At 67.5% G+C, this 24,448-nt stretch carries 14 protein-coding genes; 10 read left to right on the top strand and 4 right to left on the bottom strand.

Annotated elements, in window-relative coordinates:
• Window positions 1-2 precede the first annotated feature (2 nt).
• From QZ951_RS08485 to QZ951_RS08475, 3 genes are all read right to left on the bottom strand, one after another.
• Complete coding sequence (locus QZ951_RS08485; protein WP_293000109.1) at window positions 3-749, bottom strand: UDP-2,3-diacylglucosamine diphosphatase; 747 nt, start codon at window positions 747-749, stop codon at window positions 3-5.
• A 55-nt stretch (window positions 750-804) separates the two neighbouring features.
• Window positions 805-1,860: a tRNA dihydrouridine(20/20a) synthase DusA gene (gene dusA, locus QZ951_RS08480; RefSeq protein ID WP_366943839.1), complete on the bottom strand. Its 1,056-nt coding sequence runs from the start codon at window positions 1,858-1,860 to the stop codon at window positions 805-807.
• Window positions 1,861-2,566: 706 nt separating this feature from the next.
• Window positions 2,567-2,890 (bottom strand): hypothetical protein, encoded by a 324-nt coding sequence (locus QZ951_RS08475; RefSeq protein WP_293000107.1) that lies wholly within the window; start codon window positions 2,888-2,890, stop codon window positions 2,567-2,569.
• On the opposite strand from QZ951_RS08475, the gene QZ951_RS08470 reads away from it, so the two are divergent.
• From QZ951_RS08470 to QZ951_RS08440, 7 genes are all read left to right on the top strand, one after another.
• Window positions 2,889-7,259, top strand: a complete 4,371-nt coding sequence (locus QZ951_RS08470; RefSeq protein WP_293000106.1) for a S8 family serine peptidase — start codon at window positions 2,889-2,891, stop codon at window positions 7,257-7,259. The genes QZ951_RS08475 and QZ951_RS08470 overlap by 2 nt on opposite strands.
• Before the next feature lie 278 nt (window positions 7,260-7,537).
• The gene (locus QZ951_RS08465; protein ID WP_293000105.1) at window positions 7,538-8,383 is read left to right on the top strand and encodes a transporter substrate-binding domain-containing protein; all 846 of its coding nucleotides are present in this window, start codon (window positions 7,538-7,540) and stop codon (window positions 8,381-8,383) included.
• Between the two features lie 231 nt (window positions 8,384-8,614).
• Complete coding sequence (locus QZ951_RS08460) at window positions 8,615-8,914, top strand: hypothetical protein (protein WP_293000104.1); 300 nt, start codon at window positions 8,615-8,617, stop codon at window positions 8,912-8,914.
• Between the two features lie 128 nt (window positions 8,915-9,042).
• A complete protein-coding gene (locus QZ951_RS08455) occupies window positions 9,043-10,278 on the top strand; it encodes an efflux RND transporter periplasmic adaptor subunit (RefSeq protein ID WP_293000103.1) in 1,236 nt (411 codons plus the stop codon).
• A 17-nt stretch (window positions 10,279-10,295) separates the two neighbouring features.
• Complete coding sequence (locus QZ951_RS08450; RefSeq protein ID WP_293000102.1) at window positions 10,296-11,018, top strand: ABC transporter ATP-binding protein; 723 nt, start codon at window positions 10,296-10,298, stop codon at window positions 11,016-11,018.
• A 9-nt stretch (window positions 11,019-11,027) separates the two neighbouring features.
• The gene (locus tag QZ951_RS08445; protein WP_293000101.1) at window positions 11,028-12,338 is read left to right on the top strand and encodes an ABC transporter permease; all 1,311 of its coding nucleotides are present in this window, start codon (window positions 11,028-11,030) and stop codon (window positions 12,336-12,338) included.
• 12 nt (window positions 12,339-12,350) lie between these two features.
• A complete protein-coding gene (locus QZ951_RS08440) occupies window positions 12,351-13,565 on the top strand; it encodes an FtsX-like permease family protein (RefSeq protein ID WP_293000100.1) in 1,215 nt (404 codons plus the stop codon).
• Between the two features lie 33 nt (window positions 13,566-13,598).
• Here QZ951_RS08440 and mutS read toward each other — a convergent pair whose 3' ends face one another.
• The gene (gene mutS / locus QZ951_RS08435) at window positions 13,599-16,190 is read right to left on the bottom strand and encodes a DNA mismatch repair protein MutS (protein ID WP_293000099.1); all 2,592 of its coding nucleotides are present in this window, start codon (window positions 16,188-16,190) and stop codon (window positions 13,599-13,601) included.
• 361 nt (window positions 16,191-16,551) lie between these two features.
• Here mutS and QZ951_RS08430 point away from each other — a divergent pair, with 361 nt between their 5' ends.
• From QZ951_RS08430 to QZ951_RS08420, 3 genes are all read left to right on the top strand, one after another.
• Complete coding sequence (locus QZ951_RS08430) at window positions 16,552-17,889, top strand: class II 3-deoxy-7-phosphoheptulonate synthase (RefSeq protein WP_293000097.1); 1,338 nt, start codon at window positions 16,552-16,554, stop codon at window positions 17,887-17,889.
• A gap of 131 nt (window positions 17,890-18,020) precedes the next feature.
• Window positions 18,021-18,527, top strand: a complete 507-nt coding sequence (locus tag QZ951_RS08425; protein ID WP_293000096.1) for a hypothetical protein — start codon at window positions 18,021-18,023, stop codon at window positions 18,525-18,527.
• The gene (locus tag QZ951_RS08420) at window positions 18,524-24,346 is read left to right on the top strand and encodes an alpha-2-macroglobulin family protein (protein WP_293000095.1); all 5,823 of its coding nucleotides are present in this window, start codon (window positions 18,524-18,526) and stop codon (window positions 24,344-24,346) included. Before QZ951_RS08425 ends, QZ951_RS08420 begins: the two co-directional genes overlap by 4 nt.
• The last annotated feature ends 102 nt before the right edge of the window (window positions 24,347-24,448 follow it).

Below are 24,448 nucleotides of genomic sequence, written 5' to 3'. Positions count from 1 at the left end.
GTTCACTCCCGAGCTCGGGTGCTGCCTGACGACGGCAGCACGACACGGCGAAGACCGTCGTCGTCGACCTGCAGATACTCGCAATGGTCCGGCCGCCAGTCCGCCAGCACGATGCGTTCGCGGCCGGCAGCATCGAGATGGTCGGCCGGTCGATGGGTGTGGCCGTGGATGATGCGCCGTACGCCGGACTGCGCGAAGGCGGTCGTGATCGCGTCAGCATTCACGTCCATGATCTCGGCCGGCTTCGCTCGTTTGTCGACCTTGCTGCGCTGTCTTGCGGTGCCGCCGATTGCCTGCCGCCAGCGCGCCGGCAGCCGCCGAAAGATCGCCTGCGCGAGCGGGTTGCGCGAAAAGCGCCGCCAGCGCTGGTAGCCGATGTCGTCGGTGCACCAGGAGTCGCCATGGCTCAGCAGCGTTGGCGTGCCGGCGAGGTTGACGACGATCGGATCGACGAGTCGTCGCAGACCGGCGACCTCGGCGAAGGCGGAACCGAGCAGGAAGTCGCGATTGCCGGCCATGAACGCGACGCTGACGCCGGCGTCGTGCAGCGCGCGCAATGCACGCGCTTCATCGGCATAGGCGAGCAGCCCCTCGGCGTCACCGACCCAGACCTCGAACAGGTCGCCGAGCAGGTATACCGCCTGCGCCTGCCGCGCCGGTCCCGTCAGGAACTCGAGGAAGCGCTCGCGCAGCGGCGACGGGGCATCGGGCAGATGCAGATCGGACAGCAGCAGGATCGGCGACGTCATGGCGTCAAACGCCCGCAGCCGCGAACGGTGGCGGGCGTGGTGCCCGGCCGCCGTCTCACGCGGCGGCTTTGGAGTTGCTGGCGTCGGTGGTCCGTTCGACCTGCGCCAGCGCGGCCTCGATGGTGTCCCAGTCCGGGTCGCGGCTGGCATCGTGTTCGCTGAGCACGCGGCGGAACTGCTTGCCACCCGGCTGGTTGCGGTACAGGCCGAGCATGTGCCGGGTGATGTGATGCAGGTTGTTGCCGGCGGCCAGTTCGTCGTGAATGTAGTCGTACATCGCATCCACGACCTCGACCCGGCTCGGCGCCGGCCGGGTATCGCCGAAGAGCTTCGCGTCGACTTCCGCCAGCCGGTACGGGTTCTCGTAGACCTCGCGTCCGAGCATCACGCCGTCGACATGCTTCAGGTGGGTCAGGCATTCATCCATGGTGTGGATGCCGCCGTTGATGCAGATCGTCAGCGTCGGGAACTCCTGCTTCAGCCGGTAGACCGTGTCGTAGCGCAGCGGCGGAATCTCGCGGTTTTCCTTCGGGCTCAGGCCGCTCAGCCAGGCCTTGCGGGCGTGGACGATGAACGTGGTGCAGCCGATTTCGGCGATCGGTTCGACGAAATCGCGGAGGAAGGTGTAGTCCTCGCTGTAGTCGACACCGATGCGGCACTTGACTGTCACCGGCAGACCGCTGGCCTTCTTCATCGCCAGCACGCCTGCGGCCACCTGCTTCGGGCCCATCATCAGGCAGGCACCGAAACCGCCATCCTGCACGCGATCGGACGGGCAGCCGCAGTTCAGGTTCAGTTCGTCATAGCCGTACTGCGCGCCAAGTTCGGCGGCATTGGCCAGCAGCGGCACGTCACTGCCGCCGATCTGCAACGCGACCGGATGCTCGGCCTTGTCGAAACGCAGGTGGCGCGGCACATCGCCATGGCGCAGGGCGCCGGTGGTCACCATCTCGGTGTAGAGGCGGGCGTGACGGCTCAGCTGGCGGTGGAAGTACCGACAATGCCGATCCGTCCAATCCATCATCGGCGCGACGCAGAAGCGCCACGGGTTCACGTCGCTTGCCGCAGCGGGCCCAGCCGCAGGCGAGGCGACTGATGTCGTCAGGTCCATCCCGATTCCTTGTTGCAGTGTGCGAAGCGTTGCGCCTCGACACGTCGCGAGGCGTGACTCCGACTCGGGCGGACCGCCATCCCTGCGGCCCGCGCGATGCGGAGGGCCCGCAGCTGTCTGCAAGGCCAACCCTCAGGATAAAGGCAAACGCCTGCCGCGGCCAGCGAGCATGAATCGGGCGGTTGACGAGGCTTTCTCGGTTTGCCGATTGCTGCGTCGGAACCGGCGATATCCGTGGAGCGATGTGAAGCGAAGCACCATGTTCGAATCCGTTCGGCCAACCCGATTGACTCGACAAATGTTGGAAAAGCGAAGCGAATGTGAAATTGAAGCGAATGTCACCTGATTTGATGATCAGTTCGTCATTTTCATGTTGCACAGCAGCATGTTGCCATTCGTCAAAGCTCAAGACTGCCCTATGGTTTTTGACGAATGCTGTGATAGTTTCGTGACAAGACGTGCGGGATAGACCGGAACCGGATGGATTTCGGCGGCGCACGATCAACGAGCGGCTTCGGGGAGATTGTTCATGCACCAGTCACAGCGATCGATCGCCGGTGCGGGGCCGCGCCAGGCCTTGCTCGATCGGCTGAAAACGTCGCGAAACGCGCGGCGCATCCCCTTGATCCTCCGTTGAACAGCGTGGTCGTTCGCGACCACTTCCGGTCGGCTGCCCGCCGACCTGCCGGATCGGTGGCCGGCCTCATCACCGACGGGACCAACCGCAAGGATTTGGCCCGTCATCGCAGCACTCGCGGTTCGTTCGGGGTTCACTCGGGAGAATAATGATGACGATCAAAGAGATGGCGAATCGGATCTGGCGTCGCTGCACGGCGTCCAGCCGATTCCGGCCCAGCGCCTCGGCGCGACGCCTGCTGTTGCCGGTGGCATTGGGGGCGTTTGCGTCGATGTCGACCATCGGCCATGCCGGGCTTCCGTCGAAATCGCTAGCTGCCAAGGCGAGATCGGCACCTGCCGGTGTTGCGGCCCCGGCGCAGATCCAGCCTTCAGCGGCGGCGCAGATCGCCATGCTGCAGCAGATCAAGGCCTCGAAGACCAAAGCGCAGGCCAAGATCGATTCGCGGCTGTTCATGGCGATGATGAAGCAGAAGGGTGATGCGCGAATGGCGGCGCTGCCGGACTTCCGCTTCGTCAAGCCGGAAGCCGATGGTCGCGTGGCGGTCGAAATCGCCGTGACCAAGGCCACCGGCGCCCGCGCCGTGCTGCAGAAACTGCGCTCGATCGACGCCGTCATCGTCACGCCGAAGCGGGTCATCTTTGATTGGCACACGGTGCGTGCCCGCGTGCGGATGACCGATCTCGAGTTGCTCGCCGCGATGCCCGAAGTCCGCAAGGTCCGCCAGGCCATTCCGGCGGTCACCCACGCGTCGAAGACCTTGGGTCCGGTCGTCGTGCCGCAGGGTCGTCCGGGCCGCGTGCCGTTCCGCAACGCGCTGACGCGCTCCGAAGGCGTGCAGGCGCACGGGACCGATGACGCGGCCTCCCTGTACGGCGCCACGGGTGCCGGCCAGCGCATCTGCGTGCTGTCCGACGGTATCGACTCGCTGGCGGATTCCCAGGCGTCGGGCGACCTCCCGGCCGACATCCTCGTGCTGCCGGATCAGGCAGGCGGTGGCGATGAAGGAACGGCGATGCTCGAGATCATCCACGATGCCGCGCCGGACGCGGAACTGGGCTTTGCCACCGCGTTCAACGGCGAGGCGTCGTTCGCGCAGAACATCCTCGATCTGGCAGACGCGGGCTGCACGATCATCGTCGACGACATCATCTACCTCGACGAATCGCCGTTCCAGGACGGCCCGGTCGCACAGTCGGTCAACACGGTCACCGCCAATGGCGTGCTGTATTTCTCGTCGGCCGGCAACGAGGGCAACCTCGCCGACGGCACCTCGGGCACCTGGGAAGGCGACTTCGCGGTCTCGGCTGCCGCAACGCCGACCGCGCTCGCAGGCGCCGGCGAGCTTCACGACTTCGGCGATGGCGGCGTTTCGATCCGCGTGGAAGGCGGTGACGGCGGCACGCCGGTAATCCTGATCTGGGCCGAGCACGCCACCCTCGACGAGGGTTTCGCCTCCACCGATTACGATCTCTACGATCTCAACGGAACCCTGACCACGGTGTTCGATGCCAGTGCCGACAGTCAGGACGGCGTTGGCGGCGACGACTTCCCGATCGAGTTCATCGGCGGTGGCGCCTTCACGGGCGAACGTCTCGTGGTCGCGCGCTTCGCCGCCGGCACCACCACCAGCGTGCCGGCCTTCAACCTGATCCTGTTCCGCGGTCTGCTCGATGCCACCCTCGCAACGACCGGCGCGACGCGCGGCCACAGCGCTGCGGCAAACGCGTTCAGCACGGCGGCGACGCCTGCCGCTGATCCATTCGATCCGATCACGGTGCAGGGCCCGTTCCCGAATCTGTTCACCGGTGCCAACGAAAGCGAAACCTTCAGTTCCGATGGCCCGCGCCGGATCGTGCTGAGCCCGACCGGTGACGAACTGACGCCCGGCAACCGCACCTTCAATGGCGGCGTGCTGCGCCAGAAGCCGGACATCACGGCAGCCGATGGCGTTTCCACGTCGGCCCCGGGCTTCGCCACGTTCTACGGAACTTCGGCGGCGGCACCGCATGCTGCCGCCATCGCCGGCATCGTTCGTTCGGCGCTGCCGAATCTGACCATGCCGGAAGTCCGCAACCTGCTGACGTCGACGGCCATCGATATCGAAGTGCCGGGTGTCGATGTCACGACCGGCGTCGGCATTGTCATGCCGGTTCCGGCGCTGCAGGCCGGCGGCGCGGTCGGTCAGCCGTCGCTGCAGGCGGGGGCCGGTGTCGTCACGCAGATCGTCGGTGACGGCGACGGCACCATCGAATCGAATGAAATCTTCTCGATCAGCCTGCCGGTGAGCAATGTCGGCCTCGCAGCAGCCTCGCCGGTTTCGGTGCAGCTCGCCACCACCACGCCGGGCGTGACCCTGCTCAGCAGCTTCTCGGGCTATCCGGACATCGCGGCCGGCGGCACCGCCAGCAACAGCACGCCGTTCCGGTTCCGGGTTGATCCGAACTTCCTGTGCGGCACGCCGATCAGCTTCACGGCGGCGCTGTCGTCGAACAACCCGACGAGCCCGCAGTCGGCCACGTTCAGCAAGCCGACGGGTACGCCGGCCACTCCGGCTCGCTTCAGCTACACCGGTGCGCCGATTCCGATTCCGGACAGCGGCGTCTCGGTGAACGCGCCGATCGTCGTCTCCGGCGTCAACGGCGCTGTCGGCGATCTCGACGTCAGCATCGACGGCGCGACCTGCAGCACGGCCATCGGTGCCCCGGGTGTCGGTATCGACCACACCTTCGTCAGCGACCTCGAAGTGCGCGTGGTGTCGCCGACCGGTCAGGTCATTCGCGTCATCGACAACGCGGGCAGCAGCGGCAACAACTTCTGTCAGACGGTGCTCGATGATGAAAGCACCGGGCCGACGATTCAGTCGCAGGGTTCGGCCGCCGCGCCGTTCACCGGCACGTTCCGTCCGTCGTCGGCGCTGTCGGGCTTTGACGGCACGCCGGCCAACGGCACCTGGCAGTTGCAGGTGCAGGACGGGTTCGCGATCGACACCGGCAGCATCCGCGCGGTGTCGCTGATCATCACCGGCCCGGCAGCGTGCAACGCACCGGCCCTGGCAGCGCCACCGTCGGTGGTCAGCGTGACGCGTGTCGGCAGCAGCCCGGTCAATGTCGCCAACGTCAGCTACACGGTGACCTTCAGCGAAGCGGTGTCCGGTGTCGATGCTGCGGACTTCGCCGCCACCACCACGGGCGGCACGCTGGCTGGCGTGGCGGTGACCTCGGTGACCGGCTCGGGCACCACCTACACGGTGACGCTCGGCACCGGGACCGGCAGCGGCGGCGTGCGGCTGGATGTGATCGACAATGACAGCATCACCAGCATTGCCAACACCCAGACCCTGGGCGATGTCGGTGCCGGCAACGGCAACTTCGTTGCGGGCGACGTCACCATCATCGATCGCATTCCGCCGACGGTGGCACTGACGGTCGGCAACGGTCAGGGCTCGCCGATCACGACGCCGTTCGTGCTCTTCAACGTGCAGTTCGACGAAGCCACCGGGCAGTTCACGCCGGCGGATGTGGTCATCGGCGGCACCGCGCGTCCGACCTCGGTGGTCGTCACTGGCACGGGCAGTGCCTACACGGTGGCGGTGTCCGGCATGACGGCCAACGGCACGGTGACGGCGAGCATTCCGGCGGGCGCGATCACCGATGCGGCCGGCAACCCGAGCACGGCGTCGACCACGGCCACGGCGAACTCGGAAAGCATCCGTCCGACGGTGGGCTACACGCTGGCGACGCAATCGGTGGCGGAAGGTACCGGCGCGGGCAGCACGACGGTGACGATCACCGCGACGCTGGATTTCCCGATCTCGTCGGCGTTGACGGTGCCGGTCGTCGTTGGCGCAGCCAGCACGGCGACCAATGGCACGGACTACAGCCTGAGCGCCACCCAGTTCAGCTTCCCGGCCGGAACGACCACCGCCAGCATCACGGCGACGATCGTCCGCGATGTGCTGGAGGAAGCGAACGAGACCATCGTGCTGCAGTTCGGCACGACCACGGGTGCCACCGTCGGCTCGCCGGCCTCGCAGACCATCACCATCACCAACGATGACGACGCCACGCCGGACGCGTTCAGCTTCACGGCCGCAAACAACGCCGCGCTCGGCTCGGTGCAGACCAGCAACACGGTGACCCTCGCTGGCTTCAACACCCCAACGCCGATCACGGTCAGCGCCGGTGGCAGCTACAGCATCAATGGCGGTCCGTTCGTCAGCACGCCGGGTACGGTCGTGGTCGGCAACACGGTGGCCGCGCGGATCACGGCAGCCACGTCGACCGCCACGGTCAGCGGTGCCACCGTGACCATCGGCGGCGTCAGCTCGACGTTCACGGTGACCACTCGTGCGGCGATCGCGCTCGCCGGGCCGATCGACTTCACGGCGGTGGTTGACGCCGAGCGCAGCACGGTCTTCACGTCGAACACGGTGACCATCACCGCGCTCGAAGTGCCGGTGCCGATTGCGGTTTCCGGTGGCGAGTACAGCCTCAACGGCGGTCCGTTCACGACCACGGCGGGAACCGTGCGAGCGGGTGACACGGTGGCCGTCCGCGGCAGTTCGTCGGCAAACGCGGCGACCAACACGATCGTCGGTCTGTCGGTGGGAACCGGTCCGAACCTGCGCGCGGCAGTCTTCTCGATCACCACCGCGCCACCATCGGGCGGCGGTTCGGCGGGTGCGGCGCTGCTGGCCGCGTTCGGCCTCGCCGCACTGCTGCGGCGTCGGAAGGGACTGCAGGTGCGTCGGATGAAGTAACGCACGATCCGGCGGATCTGGCGGCCGGCAGGTGGATGACTGCCGGCGGCCAGAACGCCCGGGCTTGAGCTTCGGCTCAGGCCGAATTGGAAGAGCCAGCTTCGTCTCGAAGCTGGCTCTTTTTTTTGCGGTGCGTGGACAGCTGCCCTCGCGGTTCGGCGCCTGCGCCCAGCGGTGATCGCGATCGGTCCGGTTGTCCGCATGGTCCGGTCAAGCGGAACGCGGCACGGTCGATGCTAAAGTCCGGCAGTCATCGTCTACCCGAAAACCGTACCTCCATGTCCTTGCGCAAAGTCGTCGCTGCCCGGTGTTCGTCCCTGCTGATCAGCCTCGCCGCCGTGTTCGGCGTTGCCGGCACCGCGCAGGCGGCGGATCAGGCGCTGTGGGAAAAGTCGACGCTGAACCAGATCCTGAAGCGTGGCGAGCTGCGAGTCGGTCTGGAAGCGGGCTACATCCCGTTCGAGATGCGCGACAAGCGCGGCGAGATCATTGGTTTCGATGTCGATCTGGCCAAGCTGATGGCGCGTTACATGGGTGTCAAGGTGACCTTCGTCAACACGCAGTGGGACGGCATCATCCCGGCGCTGCTGACCGACAAGTTCGACATCCTCATGTCCGGCATGACGATCACGCCGGAGCGCAATCTGCAGGTCAACTTCGCCGACCCGTACATCATCATCGGCCAGACCATCCTGCTGCATCGCAAGAATGCCGATGCCGTGAAGTCGGTCAAGGAGCTGAACGATCCGAAGTACGTCGTGGCGACCAAGCTCGGCACCACCGGCGAGATCGCCGCGCGCCGTTACCTCGGCAAGGCCAGAATCAAGACTTTTGAAACCGAGGCGGATGCGGCGCTCGAAGTTCGCAACGGCCGCGCCGACGCCTTCGTCTACGACCTGCCGTTCAACACCGTCTACATCGCCCAGTACAAGGACACGCTGATCCATCTGAAGGAACCGTTCACCAAGGAGCCGCTCGGCTGGGCCGTGCGCAAGGGCGATCCGGATTTCCTGAACTGGCTCGACAACTTCCAGAACCAGATCCGCAACGACGGCACCTACGACGCGCTCTACAACAAGTGGTTCGAAGGCACGGCCTGGCTGGCGAACGTGACCGGAAGCTGAAGCGATACTGTCTGAGCGCACTCGGCGGTCGGATGTCCGCACCGTCGGGCACCCGGCGCTGCGTTCGCACTCTGTCCGCACGGTCCTCCGCAGTTGTCCGGGCAGTGTCCGCGGACAGTTTCACATGATCGGCCTTTCGCAGATAAAAACAATAATAACAATGACTTGAGCACTTTCGACATCCCGGCACGCGGATTGCGCATCAGATGTGGCGCAAACGGGAGAGGGATGATGTCGAGCACGAAGCGAAACCGGCTGGCAGCGCTGCTGATGGGTCTGGCTCTGAGCCTGCCGGCGATGTCGGCACTCAGTGATCGCGGCGGCAGCGTGGCACCCGACGATGGCGCGAAAGGCCCACCGCGGCCGATCCGCACCGGCAGCGATGTCGAGCCCGGTCACATTCCGAACAACGGCATTCCGTGCCGCCGCAGCGCCACCGACGCGGCGGCCGACGGGCTGCCGCCGTCGACCACGGTCTGCAACCTGCGGCTGGTGAAGCGCCAGCGCAGTCGTTCGATGGTCTGGGTCTAGCGGGCACGGCAGCCAGCCGGGATCGGACACGCCAGCCCGGCATTCAACGTTCACATCCAACACGATGGCCGCCGACGCGCGGTCAGGGGAGCGGCATGTTCAGAGAAACCACGGCGCAGGATCGAGTGATGGCAGCGCCGCCCGCATGGCGACGGTTTGCGCCGTGGATCGCAGCCGGAACCGCGCTGCTGATCGGGATTGCGCTGCTGGTGCCGGGCGCGCGCCGCGTGCTGTCCGCCGACGCCTCCGTGGCCTTGAGCCGGCTGAGCGTGGCGACGGTCGAGCGCGGCGATTTCGTGCGCGACATCGCGGCCGAAGGCCGGATCGTCGCCGCCGTCAGCCCGACCCTGTACGCACCGGCCGCCGGCATCGTGCAGTTGAAGGCGAAGGCGGGTGATCGCGTCGAGAAGGACGCCGTCATCGCCGTCATCGACAGCCCGGAACTGACCAACCGCCTCGCGCAGGAGCAGGCCGCGCTGGCCGCGCTCGACATCGACTGGCAGCGCGCCAAGCTGCAGGCGCGCCGCCAGCAGTTGACGGTGCAGGAAGCCGTGGACCGGGCGCAGGTCGACCGCAACACGGCGGCGCGCGAGGTCGAACGCAGCCGCAAGGCCTTCGAGCAGGGCGCGTATTCGGAACTGCAGGTGCTGCGCAACGAAGATGCGCTGGAGAAGGCCGAGTTCGCGCTGACCCGTGCCCGCGAGGACCTGAAGCTGGAGCCGGAGCAGATCCGCTTCGATGTCGAATCGAAGAAGCTGGCGCGGGATCGTCAGCAGCTGCTAGTGGCCGATCTCTCACGGCAGGTGTCGCAGCTGGCGCTGCGCTCGCCGGTGGCGGGCCAGATCGGCCAGCTGCTGGTCGCCGAGCGCGCCAGCGTCGCGCGCGATCTGCCGCTGATGACGGTGGTCGATCTCAGCGCGCTGGAGCTGGAGATCAAGGTGCCGGAAACCTTCGCCAAGGATCTGGCGACCGGCATTCCGGCCGAGATCACCGGCGGCGGAAAGTCCTGGCCGGGCGAGATCAGCGCGGTGTCGCCGGAAGTGGTGGCCGGGCAGGTGTCCGCCCGCGTGCGTTTCAGCGGGTCGCAGCCGGAAGGCCTGCGCCAGAACCAGCGGCTGTCGTCGCGCATCCTGCTCGATGAGAAGAAGGGCGTGCTGCTGGTGCAGCGCGGGCCGTTCCTCGACACCGGCGCCGGCCGCGTTGCCTACGTGGTGAAAGACGGCGGCGCCGTGCGCACCGCGATCGAAGTCGGTGCCACCAGCCTGAACAAGGTCGAGATTCTCGGCGGTCTGGCCGAAGGCGACCGCGTCGTGATTTCCGGAACTGATGATTTCAACGGCGCCGAGCGCGTCGTCCTGCACTGATACGCAAGGAGAAGCCCATGCTCAAGATGAACCACCTGTCCAAGGTCTACCGCACGCATCTGATCGAGACCCACGCACTGCGCGACTTCTCGATCCATGTCCGCGAAGGCGAGTTCGTGGCCGTCACCGGACCCAGTGGCTCGGGCAAGACCACGTTTCTGAACATCGCCGGCCTGCTCGAGGAATTCACCGGCGGCGAGTTTCTGCTCGACGGCATCGACGTGCGCGGCATGAACGATGACGCCCGCTCGCGGCTGCGCAACGAGAAGATCGGCTTCATCTTCCAGGGCTTCAACCTGATTCCGGACCTGAACCTGTTCGACAACGTCGACGTGCCGCTGCGTTACCGCGGCTTCAACGCTGCCGAGCGCAAGCGCCGGATCGAGGAGTCGCTGGCGCGCGTCGGCCTGTCGGCGCGCGTGAAGCACTTTCCGTCGGAGCTTTCGGGCGGCCAGCAGCAGCGCGTGGCGATTGCCCGCGCGCTGGCCGGTTCGCCGAAGATCCTGCTGGCCGACGAGCCGACCGGCAATCTCGATACCCAGATGGCGCGCGGCGTCATGCAGCTGCTGGAAGACCTGCATGCCGAGGGTGCGACCATCATCATGGTCACGCACGATCCGGAATTGGCGGCGCGGGCGCAGCGCAACGTCCATGTGATCGACGGGCAGGTGGTCGACATCCAGTCCGAACCGCGGATGCGCGGTCTCGGCGTGGTGCAGTCCGCCGTGGCCGTCGGCTAGGCGCGCGCCATGTTCGGCTACTACCTGACTCTGGGGCTGCGCTCGCTGCGCCGGCACTCGGTGCTGACCGCGCTGATGGTGTTCGGCATCGCGCTCGGCATCGCCGCCAGCATGACCTCGCTGACCGTGTTCTACCTGATGGGCAGCGATCCGATTCCGTGGAAATCGGACCGCCTGCATGTCGTGCAGCTCGACAACTGGGACATCAACGAAGGCTTCGATCCGAATCCCGACATCCTGCCGGATGCGCTGACCTATCTCGACGCCACGGCGCTGATGGCGGCGTCGAAGGCCGACAAGCAGGCGGCGATGTACAAGGTCGTGCTGCCGGTGCAGCCGGACAATCCGGAGGTGAAGCCGTTCCTGTCGCTGGCGCGCGCCACCGGTTCCGATTTCTTCGGCCTGTTCGACACGCCGTTCAAGTACGGCAGCGGCTGGGACAAGTCGGTCGACGAGCAGCACGGCCGGGTCACGGTGCTGACCCAGCCGATCAACGAAAAGCTGTTCGGCGGGGCCGACTCCACCGGCAAGCGCGTGAAGTTCGACGGCATCGAATACACCGTCGTCGGCGTGCTCGACACGTGGCGACCGCGCGTGAAGTACTACGACGTGAGCAATGGCGCCCTGAACGAGCCCGAGGAAGCGTTCATCCCGTTCACGACCGCCATCGAGCTGCAGATGGGCTCGGCCGGCAACAACAACTGCTTCAAGAATTCCGAGCCCGGCTGGGAAGGCTATCTGCGCTCGGACTGCATCTGGATCCAGTTCTGGGCGCAGCTCGACACCCCGGCGAAGCTTGCCGACTACAAGGCCTTTCTCGACGCCTACATCGGCGAGCAGAAGAAGCTTGGCCGCTTCGAGCGCCCGCTGCGCAGCAAGCTGCCGAACGTGACGCAGTGGCTGGAGGAACAGAAGGTCGTGTCGAGCGACGTCGAGATCCAGGTCGGCCTGTCGTTCGCGTTCCTGCTGGTCTGTCTGGTCAACACCGTCGGACTGCTGCTCGCGAAGTTCATGCGCAAGAGCGGCGAGATCGGCCTGCGCCGCGCGCTCGGCGCCAGCCGCGGTCAGCTGTTCCTGCAGCATCTGGTCGAAGCCGGCGTGGTCGGCGTCACCGGCGGGCTGGTCGGCCTGCTGCTGACCTGGCTCGGGCTGCTCGGCGTCCGCGCGCTGTACAGCGAGTTCAAGGCCGTGGCCCAGCTGGACTGGGTGATGGTCGCGACCACGCTGGTGCTGTCGATCGTCGCCGCGATGCTCGCCGGCCTGTTCCCGACCTGGCGCGCCTGCCGCGTGCAGCCGGCCGCCCAGCTCAAGACCCAGTAACGGAGCGCAATCATGGAAATCCGTCCCATCCTGTCGGCGCTGATGCGCAGCAAGGTCTCGCTGGTGCTGATCGGCCTGCAGATCGCGCTGACTCTGGCGATCGTCTGCAACAGCCTTTTCATCATCAGCGAGCGCGCCGCGCTGATGCAGCGCCCGAGCGGCATCAACGAGGCCGATACCTTCACCGTGTCGAGCATCGGCTTCGGTGAAGGCTTCGATGATGCCCGCACCTTCGCCGAGGATCTGGCGATGATGCGCAGCCTGCCCGGCGTGGTCGATGCCACGACGATCAACGCCATCCCGATGAGCAACGGTGGCTGGAGCGAAGGCCTGTCGCTGACCCAGGAACAGAAGACCTCGACCGCGCCGACCGCGATCTACTTCGTCGACGACCACGGCCTGAACACGCTCGGGGCGCAGCTGATCGCCGGCCGCGATTTCCGCCCCGATGAAGTCAGCGAGCGCAATCGGACCACGCAGGGCTGGCCGGCCGGCGTGATCATGAGCAGGGCGCTCGGCGAAAAGCTGTGGCCGGGGCAGGCGGCGCTCGGCAAGCAGGTGTATCTCGATACCGAAAAACCGCCGGTGACCATCATCGGCGTCGTCGACCGCCTGCAGTCGCCATGGCCGCATTCCAAGCGGCTGGCGGAATTCTCGATCCTCGTGCCGCAGCAGCTGGTCGGCGATGGCCGCATGCGTTATCTCGTGCGCACCGCGCCGGGGCAGCGCGATGCGTTGATGAAGCAGATCGAGGCGAAGCTCGGCGAGATCAACCACAGCCGCATCGTCCGCGAAGCGCGCAGCATCGAGCGCATCCGCGGCGAGGGCTATTCGCAGGACCGCGCCATGATGATCATCCTGACCATCGTCATCGCGGCGCTGCTGATCATCACCGCGCTCGGCATCGTCGGCATGGCCAGCTTCTGGGTCACGCAGCGCACCAAGCAGATCGGCACACGCCGGGCGCTCGGTGCCACGCGCGGCATGATCCTGCGCTACTTCCTGACCGAGAACTTCGTGATCACGACCCTCGGGCTCGCGATCGGCGCGGCGATGGCCTACGGCTTCAACGTCTGGCTGATCCAGAATTACGAGGCCGCACGCCTGCCGTGGTACTACGTGCCGGCCGGCTGCGTGGCGCTGTGGATCCTCGGCCAACTGGCCGTGCTGGGGCCGGCACGGCGCGCATCGCGCGTGCCGCCGGCGATGGCCACACGCTCGGTCTGAGTGTCCGGATCGCTCGGCAATGCGGGCGCGGCGTCAGCGCAGCTTCTTGAGCTGATAGACCGCTTCCAGCGCCTCGCGCGGGCTCAAGCTGTCCGGATCCAGGCGATCGAGCAGCGCCAGCGCTTTTGATTCGGGGGCGGCGAACAGCGACAGCTGCGGCGCGGCCGGCGCTGCGGCTTTGCTGGACGCCGGCACCGCTGGCCTCGCCGGTGCGGCATCGGCCTGCGCTTCGAGGGTCTGCAGGATCGACCGGGCGCGCGCGATCACCGGGGACGGCACGCCGGCAAGTGCTGCGACCTGCAGGCCGTACGAGCGATTCGCCGGCCCGGGCTGCACCCGATGCAGGAACACCAGCTGTTCGCCGGCGGCCGATGCGTACTCGGCGGCATCGAGATGCACGTTGACCACGCCCGGCAGCTCGTCGGCGAGCGCGGTCAGCTCGAAGTAGTGCGTCGCGAACAGGGTCCAGGCCCTCGACGTGGTGGCCAGATGCTCGGCGCAGGCGCGGGCGAGCGCGAGACCGTCGTAGGTCGAAGTACCGCGCCCGACCTCGTCCATCAGCACCAGGCTGTGGGCAGTGGCGTTGTGCAGGATGTTCGCGGTTTCCGACATCTCGACCATGAACGTCGACTGCGCGCGCGCCAGATCATCGGCCGCGCCGATGCGGGTGAAGATGCGATCGACCGGGCCGAGCACGGCGGCATCCGCCGGCACGAAGCTGCCGGCATGCGCCAGCAGCACGATCAGCGCGGTCTGGCGCATGTAGGTGCTCTTGCCGCCCATGTTCGGGCCGGTGATCACGAGGAGCCGCCGGCGGTCGTCGAGCACGCTGTCGTTCGGCACGAACGGGCCATCGAGCGTCGTTTCGACCACCGGATGCCGGCCGTTGACGATGCGGATGCCGGGTTCCGCGACCAGTTCCGGCCGCGTCCAGCGCAGGCTCGCCGCGCGCTCGGCGTAGGCGGCCAGCACGTCGAGTTCGGCGATGGCGGCGGCGGTGGCCTGCAGCGGCGCGAGGTCGGCGGCAACGCGGTCGAGCAGCGCGTCGTACAGCTGCTTCTCGCGCGCCAGCGCCTTGTCGCGCGCGCCGAGCACCTGGTCCTCAAAGCGCTTCAGTTCCTCGGTGAGGTAGCGCTCGGCATGGGTCAGCGTCTGTCGGCGCTGGTAATCGGCCGGTACGCGATTCGAATGCTGCTTGGTGACTTCGATGAAGTAACCCTGCACGCGGTTGTAGCCGACCTTGAGCGAATCGATGCCGGAGCGCGCCCGCTCGCGCTGCTCGAGATCGAGCAGGAAGCCGTCGGCATTGGTCGACAGATGGCGCAGCTCGTCCAGCGTGGCATCGAAGCCGGGACGGAACACGCCGCCGTCACGCGCCAGCAGCGGCGGCTCGTCGATGATCGCCCGCGCCAGTTCCGCGGCCAGCGCCGGGTGCTCGCCGAGCCGGGCGGCCAGCGCGCGCAGCAGCGGCGCGTCGATCTCGGCGAAGGTCTGCGCCAGCGCCGGCAGGCCGGACAGCGAGGCACCGAGGCCGGCCAGATCGCGCGGCCGGGCCGAGCGCAAGGACACGCGGGCGAGGATGCGTTCGATGTCCGCGATCGGCCTCAAGGCTTCGCGCAGCGCACGGTGCGCGCCGCTGTCGAGGAGCAGCTCGACGGCGTCATGCCGCGCGCCGACGGTCTCGCGATCCCGCAGCGGCCGTGACAGCCAGCGCCGCAACTGCCGGCTGCCCATGCTGGTCACGCAGGTGTCGAGCACGGCCACCAGCGTGTGCGGCGCGGAGCCGGACAGCGAATGCTCGATTTCCAGATTGCGCCGGGTCGACGGGTCGAGGGTCAGCGCTTCGTCGATGGTCTCGACCCGCAGGCCGGTCAGATGACCGACGCGCGACTTCTGCGTTTCCTGCACGTACTGCAGCAGCGCGCCAGCGGCGCCGAGTGCGGCGCTCAAGTCGTCGGCTCCGAAACCACGCAGGTCGCGGGTGCCGAACTGCTCGGTCAGCAGACGCCGGGCGGATGACGGATCGAAGTGCCAGACCGGGCGCGAGCGCCCGTGCAGGCCTCCGAGGTCAAGCGCTGCGTCTTCCGGCACCAGCAGTTCCGACGCCCGAAGCCGATGCAGTTCGGCACGCCAGTCGCCGGCGCTGCCGGTTTCCAGCACGCTGAAGCGCCCGGACGACAGCTCCAGCCACGCCAGTCCGTAGTGGCCGCCGCCGACGCAGGCCGCGGCCAGCAGGTTCTGGGCGCGTGAGTCGAGCAGCGAATCCTCGGTCGCCGTGCCCGGCGTGACCACGCGAACCACTTCGCGCCGCACCGGACCTTTCTCGGCACCCACCTCACCAACCTGCTCGACGATGGCGGCCGATTCGCCCTGCCGGATCAGTCGGCCGAGGTAATTCTCGAGCTGGTGATACGGCACGCCGGCCATCGCGATCGGAGCGCCGTTGGACTCGCCGCGCTTGGTCAGCGTGATGTTCAGCAGGCGCGAGGCCTTGCGGGCATCGTCGAAGAACAGCTCGTAGAAGTCGCCCATCCGGTACAGCACCAGCGTGTCCGGATACTGGGACTTGATCGCGAGGTACTGCTGCATCATCGGCGTGTGTTCGCCGGTCTTGTTTGCGGTCATGAACGAAAGGGTTCAGCGGCAGGTTCGCCGCCTCGGCAAGAACTCAGGATGAGACTACGGACCAGCGATGCGACTACCCCGGGAATGAAGCGGCTCGCTCACCGCACGCGGAGCTTTCGGACACTGTCGCGTCCGAAAATCCTGCTCCCATCGGCCGAAGCCAGACGACGACTTTCCCGCGCCGAGTGCGTGCGATCGATCCGCCGCGTTCGACTCGGCGAGGCGGCTCGCGCAACTCCGCCAGCGCTTCGGTAATCGTAATCAGCGTGCCCGTTTCCGACATCAGCAACCCCGCAGTTTCACCCGGACAAAGTACCACGCCGCCTATAATCCGCTCCCCGTTTCCCTCCGCCGAACCCCGATGACCTGGACCCCCGAAAGCTGGCAGACCCGGCCCGCCGTGCAGCAGCCCGAGTACCCGGACCGCGCCGCGCTCGACGCCGCGCTGGCCGAACTGCGCCGCCTGCCGCCGCTGGTCACGTCGTGGGAAGTCAATGCGCTGAAAGCCAAGCTGGCGCAGGCGCAGGCCGGCCACAGCTTCGTGTTGCAGGGGGGCGACTGCGCCGAGAGCTTCGCCGACTGCGAATCCAGCTTGATCGCCAACCGCCTGAAGGTGCTGCTGCAGATGAGCCTGGTGCTGGTGCACGGCCTGCGCATGCCGGTGGTGCGCATCGGCCGCATTGCCGGGCAGTACGCCAAGCCGCGCTCGGCCGATGTCGAGACCAGGGATGGCGTGACCCTGCCGTGCTACCGCGGCGATACCGTCAACGCGCCGGAGTTCACCGCGGCATCCCGCATCCCGAACCCGCAACTGCTGCTTGAAGGCCACAAGCGTTCAGCGATGACGATCAACTTCGTCCGCGGCCTGATCGATGGCGGCTTCGCCGACCTGCATCACCCGGAATACTGGGATCTGGACTGGGTCCATCACGCGCCGCTGGCCGAGCAGTACTCGAAGCGCGTGCAGGCGATCACCGATTCGGTGAAGTTCATGGAAACGCTGGCCGGCCAGACCATCGGCGAGTTCAACCGGGTCGATTTCTACACCTCGCACGAAGCGCTTCTGCTCAATGCCGAAGCGGCGCAGACCCGCCGCGTGCCGCGCCAGCCGGGCTACTACAACCTGTCGACGCACCTGCCGTGGATCGGGCTGCGCACGGCGGCGATCGATGGCGCCCACGTCGAATACATGCGCGGCATCCGCAATCCGGTGGCGGTGAAGGTCGGCGCATCGATGAGCGCGGAATGGATCGCGGAGCTGTGCCGCGTGCTCAATCCGGACCGCGAGCCGGGCCGCCTGACGCTGATCCATCGCCTCGGCGCCGGGAAGATCGACGCCGGCCTGCCGAAGATCATCGACGCGGTCCGCGCCGCCGGCCATGACGTGCTGTGGCTGTGCGATCCGATGCACGGCAACACCCAGACCGCCGGCAATGGCCTCAAGACTCGGCGCTTCGACGACATCCTGAGCGAGGTCGAGGCCTCGTTCGCGATCCACGCCGCCTGCGGCACGCGCCTCGGCGGCGTCCATCTGGAACTGACCGGCGAGGACGTCACCGAATGCCTCGGCGGCGCGCGCGATCTGACCGAAACCGATCTCGAGCGTGCCTACCGCTCGGCCGTCGACCCGCGTCTGAACTACGAGCAGGCGCTGGAACTGGCATTGAAGATCGCGGCGCACGGCGGCCACAAGCTCTGATCCGGCGCACCGCGCCGCAATCCGTGAACCGCATCTCCGGATCGCCCGATCCCGCGGCTTCCACGCGAGACGACGACCCGGTGACCGGCTAGCATCAAGGCGTCGACGGACAATCGATCCCGGAGTGGAACATGCGAAGGTACGCGATGCTGGTGGCGGTGCTGGTCGTGGCGCTCGCCGCCACCGTGTGGGCGACACGGGCGCGCTGGTCGGATGCCGCGGCCGGCCCGGATGGCGATTTCGACTACGCGAGCGCGTTCGAATCGCTGGACCCGAAAAGCACCGCGCCGCTGTTCCGCATGGCCGACGTCGCCGGCAAGACCGAGGACGAGCTTCGCGCCGCGCTCGGACCTCCCGAAAGCTGCGAAACCACGCTGTATTCGCGCCGCTGCCGCTACTCGCCCGGGAACACCGAAGTCGTGTTCATCGACGGCAAGGCGGACTGGCTGACCGTCAACGAGCTCGGTGAAACGCCGTTCGATGACGCGCTGCTGGGCCGCATCGGCCTGCCATCGTCGCGCGCCCGCAATACGGACAGCGGCGACAAGCGCTGGACCGGCGTGTCCGGCCTGCGCGAAGTCACGGCACACGGCAGCGATGGCCGCGTGGCCTACATCCGCATCAAGGTGAAGTCATGAGTCGCCGTCTGGCGGCATTCGCAGGGCTGCTGGCGTGGGGGCTGAGCACGGCTGCGCCGGTTCCGGCGGTAGCGGCCACTGCGGCCACTGCGGCCGCTGCTGGCGGCGAACTGAAGCTGCTGCGGATCACGCCGGAAGGCGAGGACGTCGAGCCCGGCAATCAGATCGTGTTCTCGTTCGATCGCGCGGTGGTGCCGCTCGGCCGCATGGAGCGCAAGGCCGACGAGATTCCGATCACGATCACCCCGGCGCTGCCGTGCGAGTGGCGCTGGCTCGATCCGCAGGCGCTGGCCTGCCAACTGCCCGAAAATGCCGAAATGCTGCCGGCCACGGTCTACGAGATCGACGTGCGACCGGAATTCGTTGCCGACAGCGGCGCGAGGCTGCTGCGCGGTCGTGAACACCGCTTCATCACGCAGCGTCCGATCCTCGAATACGCCTCGGTCGATCACTGGCAGTCGCCCACCGAGCCGGTGATCCGCGCGCTGTTCAGCCAGCCGGTGACGGCAGCATCGATCGTGCAGTCCGGACGCATCGCGGGCGAAGCACTGATCGTGCAGCCGGACCCGGACGATCGCGACACGCCGTACTACGTGCCGGCGCAGGGCGGCGCACCGGCCAGCGAGGCGCGGCGGCAATGGCATCTGCGGCCGGCCAAGCCGCTGAAACCGGATCAGGACGGCTTCCTGAAGCTGTCCGCGGGCCTCGTCTCGGCACTCGGCACCGAACCGGGCGTGGCCGACGACGAGGCGGCACGTTTCCACACCTTTCCGACGCTGAAACTGCTTGGCCTGCGCTGCAACCGGTCCGACGGCCGGGATGGCCTGTTCGCACCGGGCGACAGGACGCCGCTGGAATGCGATCCGCTGTCGCCGGTCTCGCTGGTGTTCAACGTGCCGGTGGTCCCGGCCACGGCCGCGAAGCATCTGACGATCACGCCGGACCCGTCTGGCGGCCGCAAGGATTACGACCCGTGGGCCAACGCCTCGAACAGCGTCTATGTCGGCACCAACAATGTCGATAACGGTCGCTACGCGGTCTGGTTCCCGTTCACCCTGAAGGCCAATGCCGAGTACCGCGTCGAGGGTACCGGCGACATCCGCGACATCTTCGACCGCAAGCTCGGCAAGGCGATCGATCTGCGCTTCCGCACCGCGCATCGCAGCCCGGCCTTGAGCTTCGAGCATGACACCGCCGTGCTCGAAGCCGGCATCGACTCCGAAGTGCCGGCCATCGTCACCAACCTCGACCGCCTGAAGCTGAACGTGACGCGGACGACGGCCGATGGCGTGCAGGCTGGTCTGCGGGCGGAGCGGCCGGTCGCCGCGGTCAAGGATGTGGCCTTCGCGATGCCGCTGGACATCCGCAAGCTGCTCGATGGCCGCTCCGGCGTCATCGACGGCTGGCTGACGACAGCGCCCGCAACGGCGATCTACAGCGCTGAACGGCCGGGACAGCCGCTGTTTGCCGAAGTCACGCCGTGGCAGGTGCATGCCAAGTTCGGCCACTACAACACGCTGGTCTGGGTCACCGAATTCGCGACCGGCAAGCCGGTGGCCGATGCCGACGTGACGATCTTCGGTGCCGCCCCGCCACGCTGGCAGCCGAGCGGCGACGAGGCCGTGACCGTCCGTACCGATGCCGCAGGCCTCGCCGAACTGCCGGGTTCGTCGACGCTGGATCCGCAGCTCGAACGCAGCGGCTGGGATCCGAAATCACCGCTGGCGGTCGAGGTCCGGAAAGGCGGCGACATCGCGGTGCTGCCGCTGACCAGCACGTTCAGTGTCGACACCTATCGCGCGTCGAACTACCGCATCTACGCGTCGCGCCAGCGGCGCCACGGGCATCTCAAAAGCTGGGGCACGACGGCGCAAGGCGTCTATCGGGCCGGCGATACGATCCAGTACAAGCTGTACGTGCGCAACAACGACAACCGGGCGCTGGCGCCGGCCGAGCGCGGCCCGTACCAGCTCGTGGTGCTGGACCCGGCCGATCAGGTCGTGCACGAGCGCGATGACGTGAGCCTGTCCGAATTCGGTGCCATCGACGGGGCGTTCACCGTGCCGAAGCAGGGCAAGGTCGGCTGGTATCGCTTCGAACTGCACGCGACGTTCGCCGGGGCCCGCAAGCCGGGTCAGGAAGAGGACGACGCGGCTGGCACCACCTTGAACCCGATGCAGGTGCTGGTCTCGGACTTCACGCCGGCGCCGTTCAAGCTGGCGACCGAAATCCGCGCCAAGCGCATCGAGCCCGGCCAGCCGTTCACGGCCGTGCTGCGCGCCAGCCTGCATGCCGGCGGCGCGTTCGGTGATGCGCCGGCGACCTTGATCGCGCGCGTCGAAGGCCGGGCGTTCGAGCCGGAAGGCCCGCTGGCCTCGAAATTCAGCTTCGGTGCCGATGGCGGCGACGGCAGCGATGGCAGCGATGCGCGGGGCAGCCGCAGCATCACCGAAAAGCATGCGGCGACCGACGCGCAGGGCGAGTTCAGCGCCAGCTTCACCGCGCCGGAAAGCGATATCGCGTACGGCGTCGTGCAGGTGGAAGGCAGTGCGCAGGACGATCGCGGCCGCAGCATCGCGAGCGCGGCCAGCGCACCGTACGCGGGGCGTGATCGCTACATCGGCCTGCTGACGAAGGACTGGCTGCTGACGCAGGGCAAGGCGACGTCGGTCGACACGCTGGTGGTCGATGGCGATGGCAAGCCGGTGGGCGGCGTGCCGCGCTACGTCAAGATCGAGCGCCGCGAAGTGCTGGTGGCGCGGGTCAAGGATGTCGGCAACGCCTATGTCGCGCGCTACAGCGAGCGCTGGGTCGATGTCGCGATCTGCAAGGGCCGCTCGGCAGCCGGCGCGCAGTCCTGCGCGTTCACGCCGGACGCCGGCGGCTCCTACCGCATCACCGCACTGGTGCGCGACACCCGGAATCGCCTGCATCGCTCGCAGCGATGGCTGTGGGCCGCCGGCAAGAACAGCTTCGTCTGGGAACAGGGCGACGACTACGGCCTGTCGCTCGAAGCGGACCGCAAGACCTACAAGGTCGGCGATGTCGCGCGGGTGCTGGTGAAGAATCCATACCCCGGCGCCACCGCGCTGATCACGACCGAGCGCTACGGCGTGATCGAGAAGCGCACGCAGGTGCTGGAGGGCTCCACGCCGGTGATCGAGGTGAAGATCACGCCGGATCATCTGCCGGGCTTCTACCTGTCGGTTGTCGTGCAGTCCCCGCGCGTGGCGAGCCCGCCGCCGGAAGGCGATGTCGATCTCGGCAAGCCGACGTTCCGCATGGGCTACACGACGATCACGGTCGACGATCCGTACAAGCGCATCGACGTCGAGGTGACTGCGGACAAGCCGCGCTACCAGCCGCGCGAAACGGCGAAGGTCAGCCTGAAGGCGGTGCCGGTGGGCGCCGCCAATGGCGAGAAGATCGAACTGGCGGTGGCCGTGGTCGACGAAGCGGTTTACGACCTGATCCGCGATGGCGAGCTGTACTTCGATCCGTATCAGGGCTTCAACGCGCTGGATTCGCTGGACCTCGCGAACTACAGCCTGCTGACCCGGCTGGTCGGCCGGCAGAAGTTCGAAAAGAAGGGCGCGACGCCGGGTGGCGATGGCGGGGCCGACCTGAGCCTGCGCTCGGTCGACAAGTTCGTGGCCTACTGGAACCCGGCGCTGGTGACGGATGCGGCCGGCAACGCCAGCATCGCGTTCTCGCTGCCGGACAACCTCACCGCGTGGAAGGTGCTGGTGCTCGCGGTGACGCCGAACGATCGTTTCGGACTCGGCAGCGGCAAGCTGATCGCGACCAAGGACACCGAACTGCGGCCGCTGATGCCGAATCAGGTCACCAGCGGCGATGCCTTCGCCGCTGGCTTCTCGGTGCTCAATCGGGCCGATGTCGCGCGCAGCCTGAAGGTCGTGCTCGATGCCAAGGGTGCGGCGACCGCCCACCTTGATGAAACCGTCACGCTCGCGCCGTTCGAGCGCAAGGTGGTGCGCTTCGACATCGCCGCCGAACTGGCCGACAACGCGCCCGGCAGCATCGAGTTCACCGCCACCGCAAGTGACGCCAGGGACAAGGACGGCCTGACGCTCGCCGTGCCGGTGAAGCCACGCAAGCCGACGGTCACGGCGGCCGATTTCGGCTTTCTCGCTTCCGGGCAGTACACGCAACCGATCCTCGTGCCCGACGGCAGCCTGCCGGGGGGCGCGATCTCCGTCACGTTCACGCCGACCGTGCTCGGCAATCTCGATGGCGCCTTCCGCTACGTGCGCGATTACCCGTACGGCTGCTGGGAGCAGCGCCTGACCACCGGCGTGATGGCCGCGCAGTTCGGCAAGCTGAAGCCGTATCTCGATCCGAAACTGGCATGGCCCGAGGCCAGTACGATCACACCGCAACTGTTCGCCGATGCCGCAAGCTTTCAGGCGCCGAGCGGCGGCATGACTTACTGGGACGGCGACGAGGCGCATGTCAGCCCCTACCTGTCGGCGTACACCGCGCTGGCCTTCGAATGGCTGCGGGCGGAAGGGCAGACACCACCGGAAGCCGTGCAGGCGAAGCTCGACCGCTATCTCGATGGCCTGCTGCGTCGGGACATCGCCGGGCAGTCGGCCGAAGCCTCGAGCACGGTGCGGGCCGTGACGCTTGCGGCACTCGCCCGGCGCGGCAAGCTCAAGGTCGCCGATCTCGAACGGCAGCTGCCGTCGGCGCCGCGCATGGGCCTGTTCGGGCAGGCGCTGTTCCTCGATGCCGCCCGGCATGTCGACGGCGGCGCCGCTCCGGCCAAGGCTGCGCTCGACCTGCTGCTGGCGCGCGGGCAGGAGAGCGCCGGCCTGTTCACCTTGCGCGAGACCGACGACCGCGGTTGGGCCGCGCTGCTGGGTTCCGAACTGCGCGGCAATTGCGCCGCGCTCTCGGCACTGGTCGGCGGTGCCGACCGCGCCATCGACGGCGATCCGGGTCTGGCCGAGATTCCGGCCAAGCTGGTGCGCTCGATCTCGCAGGCTCGCGGCGGCCGCGATCACTGGGAGAACACGCAGGAAAACGTGTTCTGCTCGAATGCGCTGGCAGCGTATTCCCAGCGCTACGAGTCGACCGTGCCGGCGTTCAGCTTGAGCGCGCTCCTCGATGCCAAGCCGCTGGGATCGGCCCGGTTCAAGGCGCTGCGCGATCCGCAGGCCGTGCTGTCGCACCCGATCGTCGCGGCGGACATCGGCAAGCAGCAGTCGCTCGACATCCGCCACGAAGGGCAGGGACGCGGCTACTTCGCGGCCCGCGTCAGCTATGTCGAGCGCGACGAGAACGCGCGCGCCACCAATGCCGGGCTGACCCTGAAGCGCCGTTACGCGGTGCGGCGCAACGGCGCCTGGGTGCCGCTGCAGTCGCCGATGACGATCACGCGCGGCGAGACCGTGCGCATCGAACTGACGATGACCACGCCGAGCGACCGCAGCTTCATCGTCGTCGACGATCCAGTGCCGGGCGGGCTGGAGCCGCTGAATCCGGACCTCGCGACGTCCAGCGGGCTCGATGCCGAAGACGCGTCGCCACCGGGCTCCGGTGATCCGTACCCGTTCTACCACCGGGAACTGCGTTTCGAGGCCGCTCGCTGGTTCGCGGACCATGTCGAGGCCGGCAGCTACACGCTGTACTGGATCGGCCAGGCGGTGTCGACCGGCACGTTCGCCGTGACCGCGCCGCATGCCGAAGCGATGTACGACCCGGATGTCTTCGGCAATGACGTGCCGGCGAGGCTGGTGGTGATCGAAGCGGCAACGCCGGCGCCGCCAGCGCCGGCTGCTCCCGCGTCGCGATGAACGCGGCGTGAGCGCGCGCCTTCTGGAGGTCCTGATGCAGCCGGATCGCACCGCCGTCCGGCGTGGTTGCCGCCGCGTTGAAGCGCGACCTGCGGCGGCAGA

Origin of the sequence: Nevskia sp. (assembly GCF_021732705.1) — a bacterium.
Lineage (GTDB): Bacteria > Pseudomonadota > Gammaproteobacteria > Nevskiales > Nevskiaceae > Nevskia.
This window is presented reverse-complemented; position numbering and strand designations above follow the sequence as displayed.

What these genes read in the sequence shown, in the direction of transcription:
- QZ951_RS08465 (WP_293000105.1), top strand. Translation starts at nt 7,538, where the DNA reads ATGTCCTTGCGCAAAGTCGTCGCTGCCCGGTGTTCGTCCCTGCTGATC.
- QZ951_RS08425 (WP_293000096.1), top strand. Translation starts at nt 18,021, where the DNA reads ATGCGAAGGTACGCGATGCTGGTGGCGGTGCTGGTCGTGGCGCTCGCC.
- QZ951_RS08455 (WP_293000103.1), top strand. Translation starts at nt 9,043, where the DNA reads ATGGCAGCGCCGCCCGCATGGCGACGGTTTGCGCCGTGGATCGCAGCC.
- QZ951_RS08450 (WP_293000102.1), top strand. Translation starts at nt 10,296, where the DNA reads ATGCTCAAGATGAACCACCTGTCCAAGGTCTACCGCACGCATCTGATC.
- QZ951_RS08445 (WP_293000101.1), top strand. Translation starts at nt 11,028, where the DNA reads ATGTTCGGCTACTACCTGACTCTGGGGCTGCGCTCGCTGCGCCGGCAC.
- QZ951_RS08460 (WP_293000104.1), top strand. Translation starts at nt 8,615, where the DNA reads ATGTCGAGCACGAAGCGAAACCGGCTGGCAGCGCTGCTGATGGGTCTG.
- QZ951_RS08475 (WP_293000107.1), bottom strand. Translation starts at nt 2,890, where the DNA reads ATGGCGATCTGCGCCGCCGCTGAAGGCTGGATCTGCGCCGGGGCCGCA.
- QZ951_RS08430 (WP_293000097.1), top strand. Translation starts at nt 16,552, where the DNA reads ATGACCTGGACCCCCGAAAGCTGGCAGACCCGGCCCGCCGTGCAGCAG.
- QZ951_RS08470 (WP_293000106.1), top strand. Translation starts at nt 2,889, where the DNA reads ATGCTGCAGCAGATCAAGGCCTCGAAGACCAAAGCGCAGGCCAAGATC.
- QZ951_RS08485 (WP_293000109.1), bottom strand. Translation starts at nt 749, where the DNA reads ATGACGTCGCCGATCCTGCTGCTGTCCGATCTGCATCTGCCCGATGCC.
- QZ951_RS08440 (WP_293000100.1), top strand. Translation starts at nt 12,351, where the DNA reads ATGGAAATCCGTCCCATCCTGTCGGCGCTGATGCGCAGCAAGGTCTCG.
- dusA (WP_366943839.1), bottom strand. Translation starts at nt 1,860, where the DNA reads ATGGACCTGACGACATCAGTCGCCTCGCCTGCGGCTGGGCCCGCTGCG.
- QZ951_RS08420 (WP_293000095.1), top strand. Translation starts at nt 18,524, where the DNA reads ATGAGTCGCCGTCTGGCGGCATTCGCAGGGCTGCTGGCGTGGGGGCTG.
- mutS (WP_293000099.1), bottom strand. Translation starts at nt 16,190, where the DNA reads ATGACCGCAAACAAGACCGGCGAACACACGCCGATGATGCAGCAGTAC.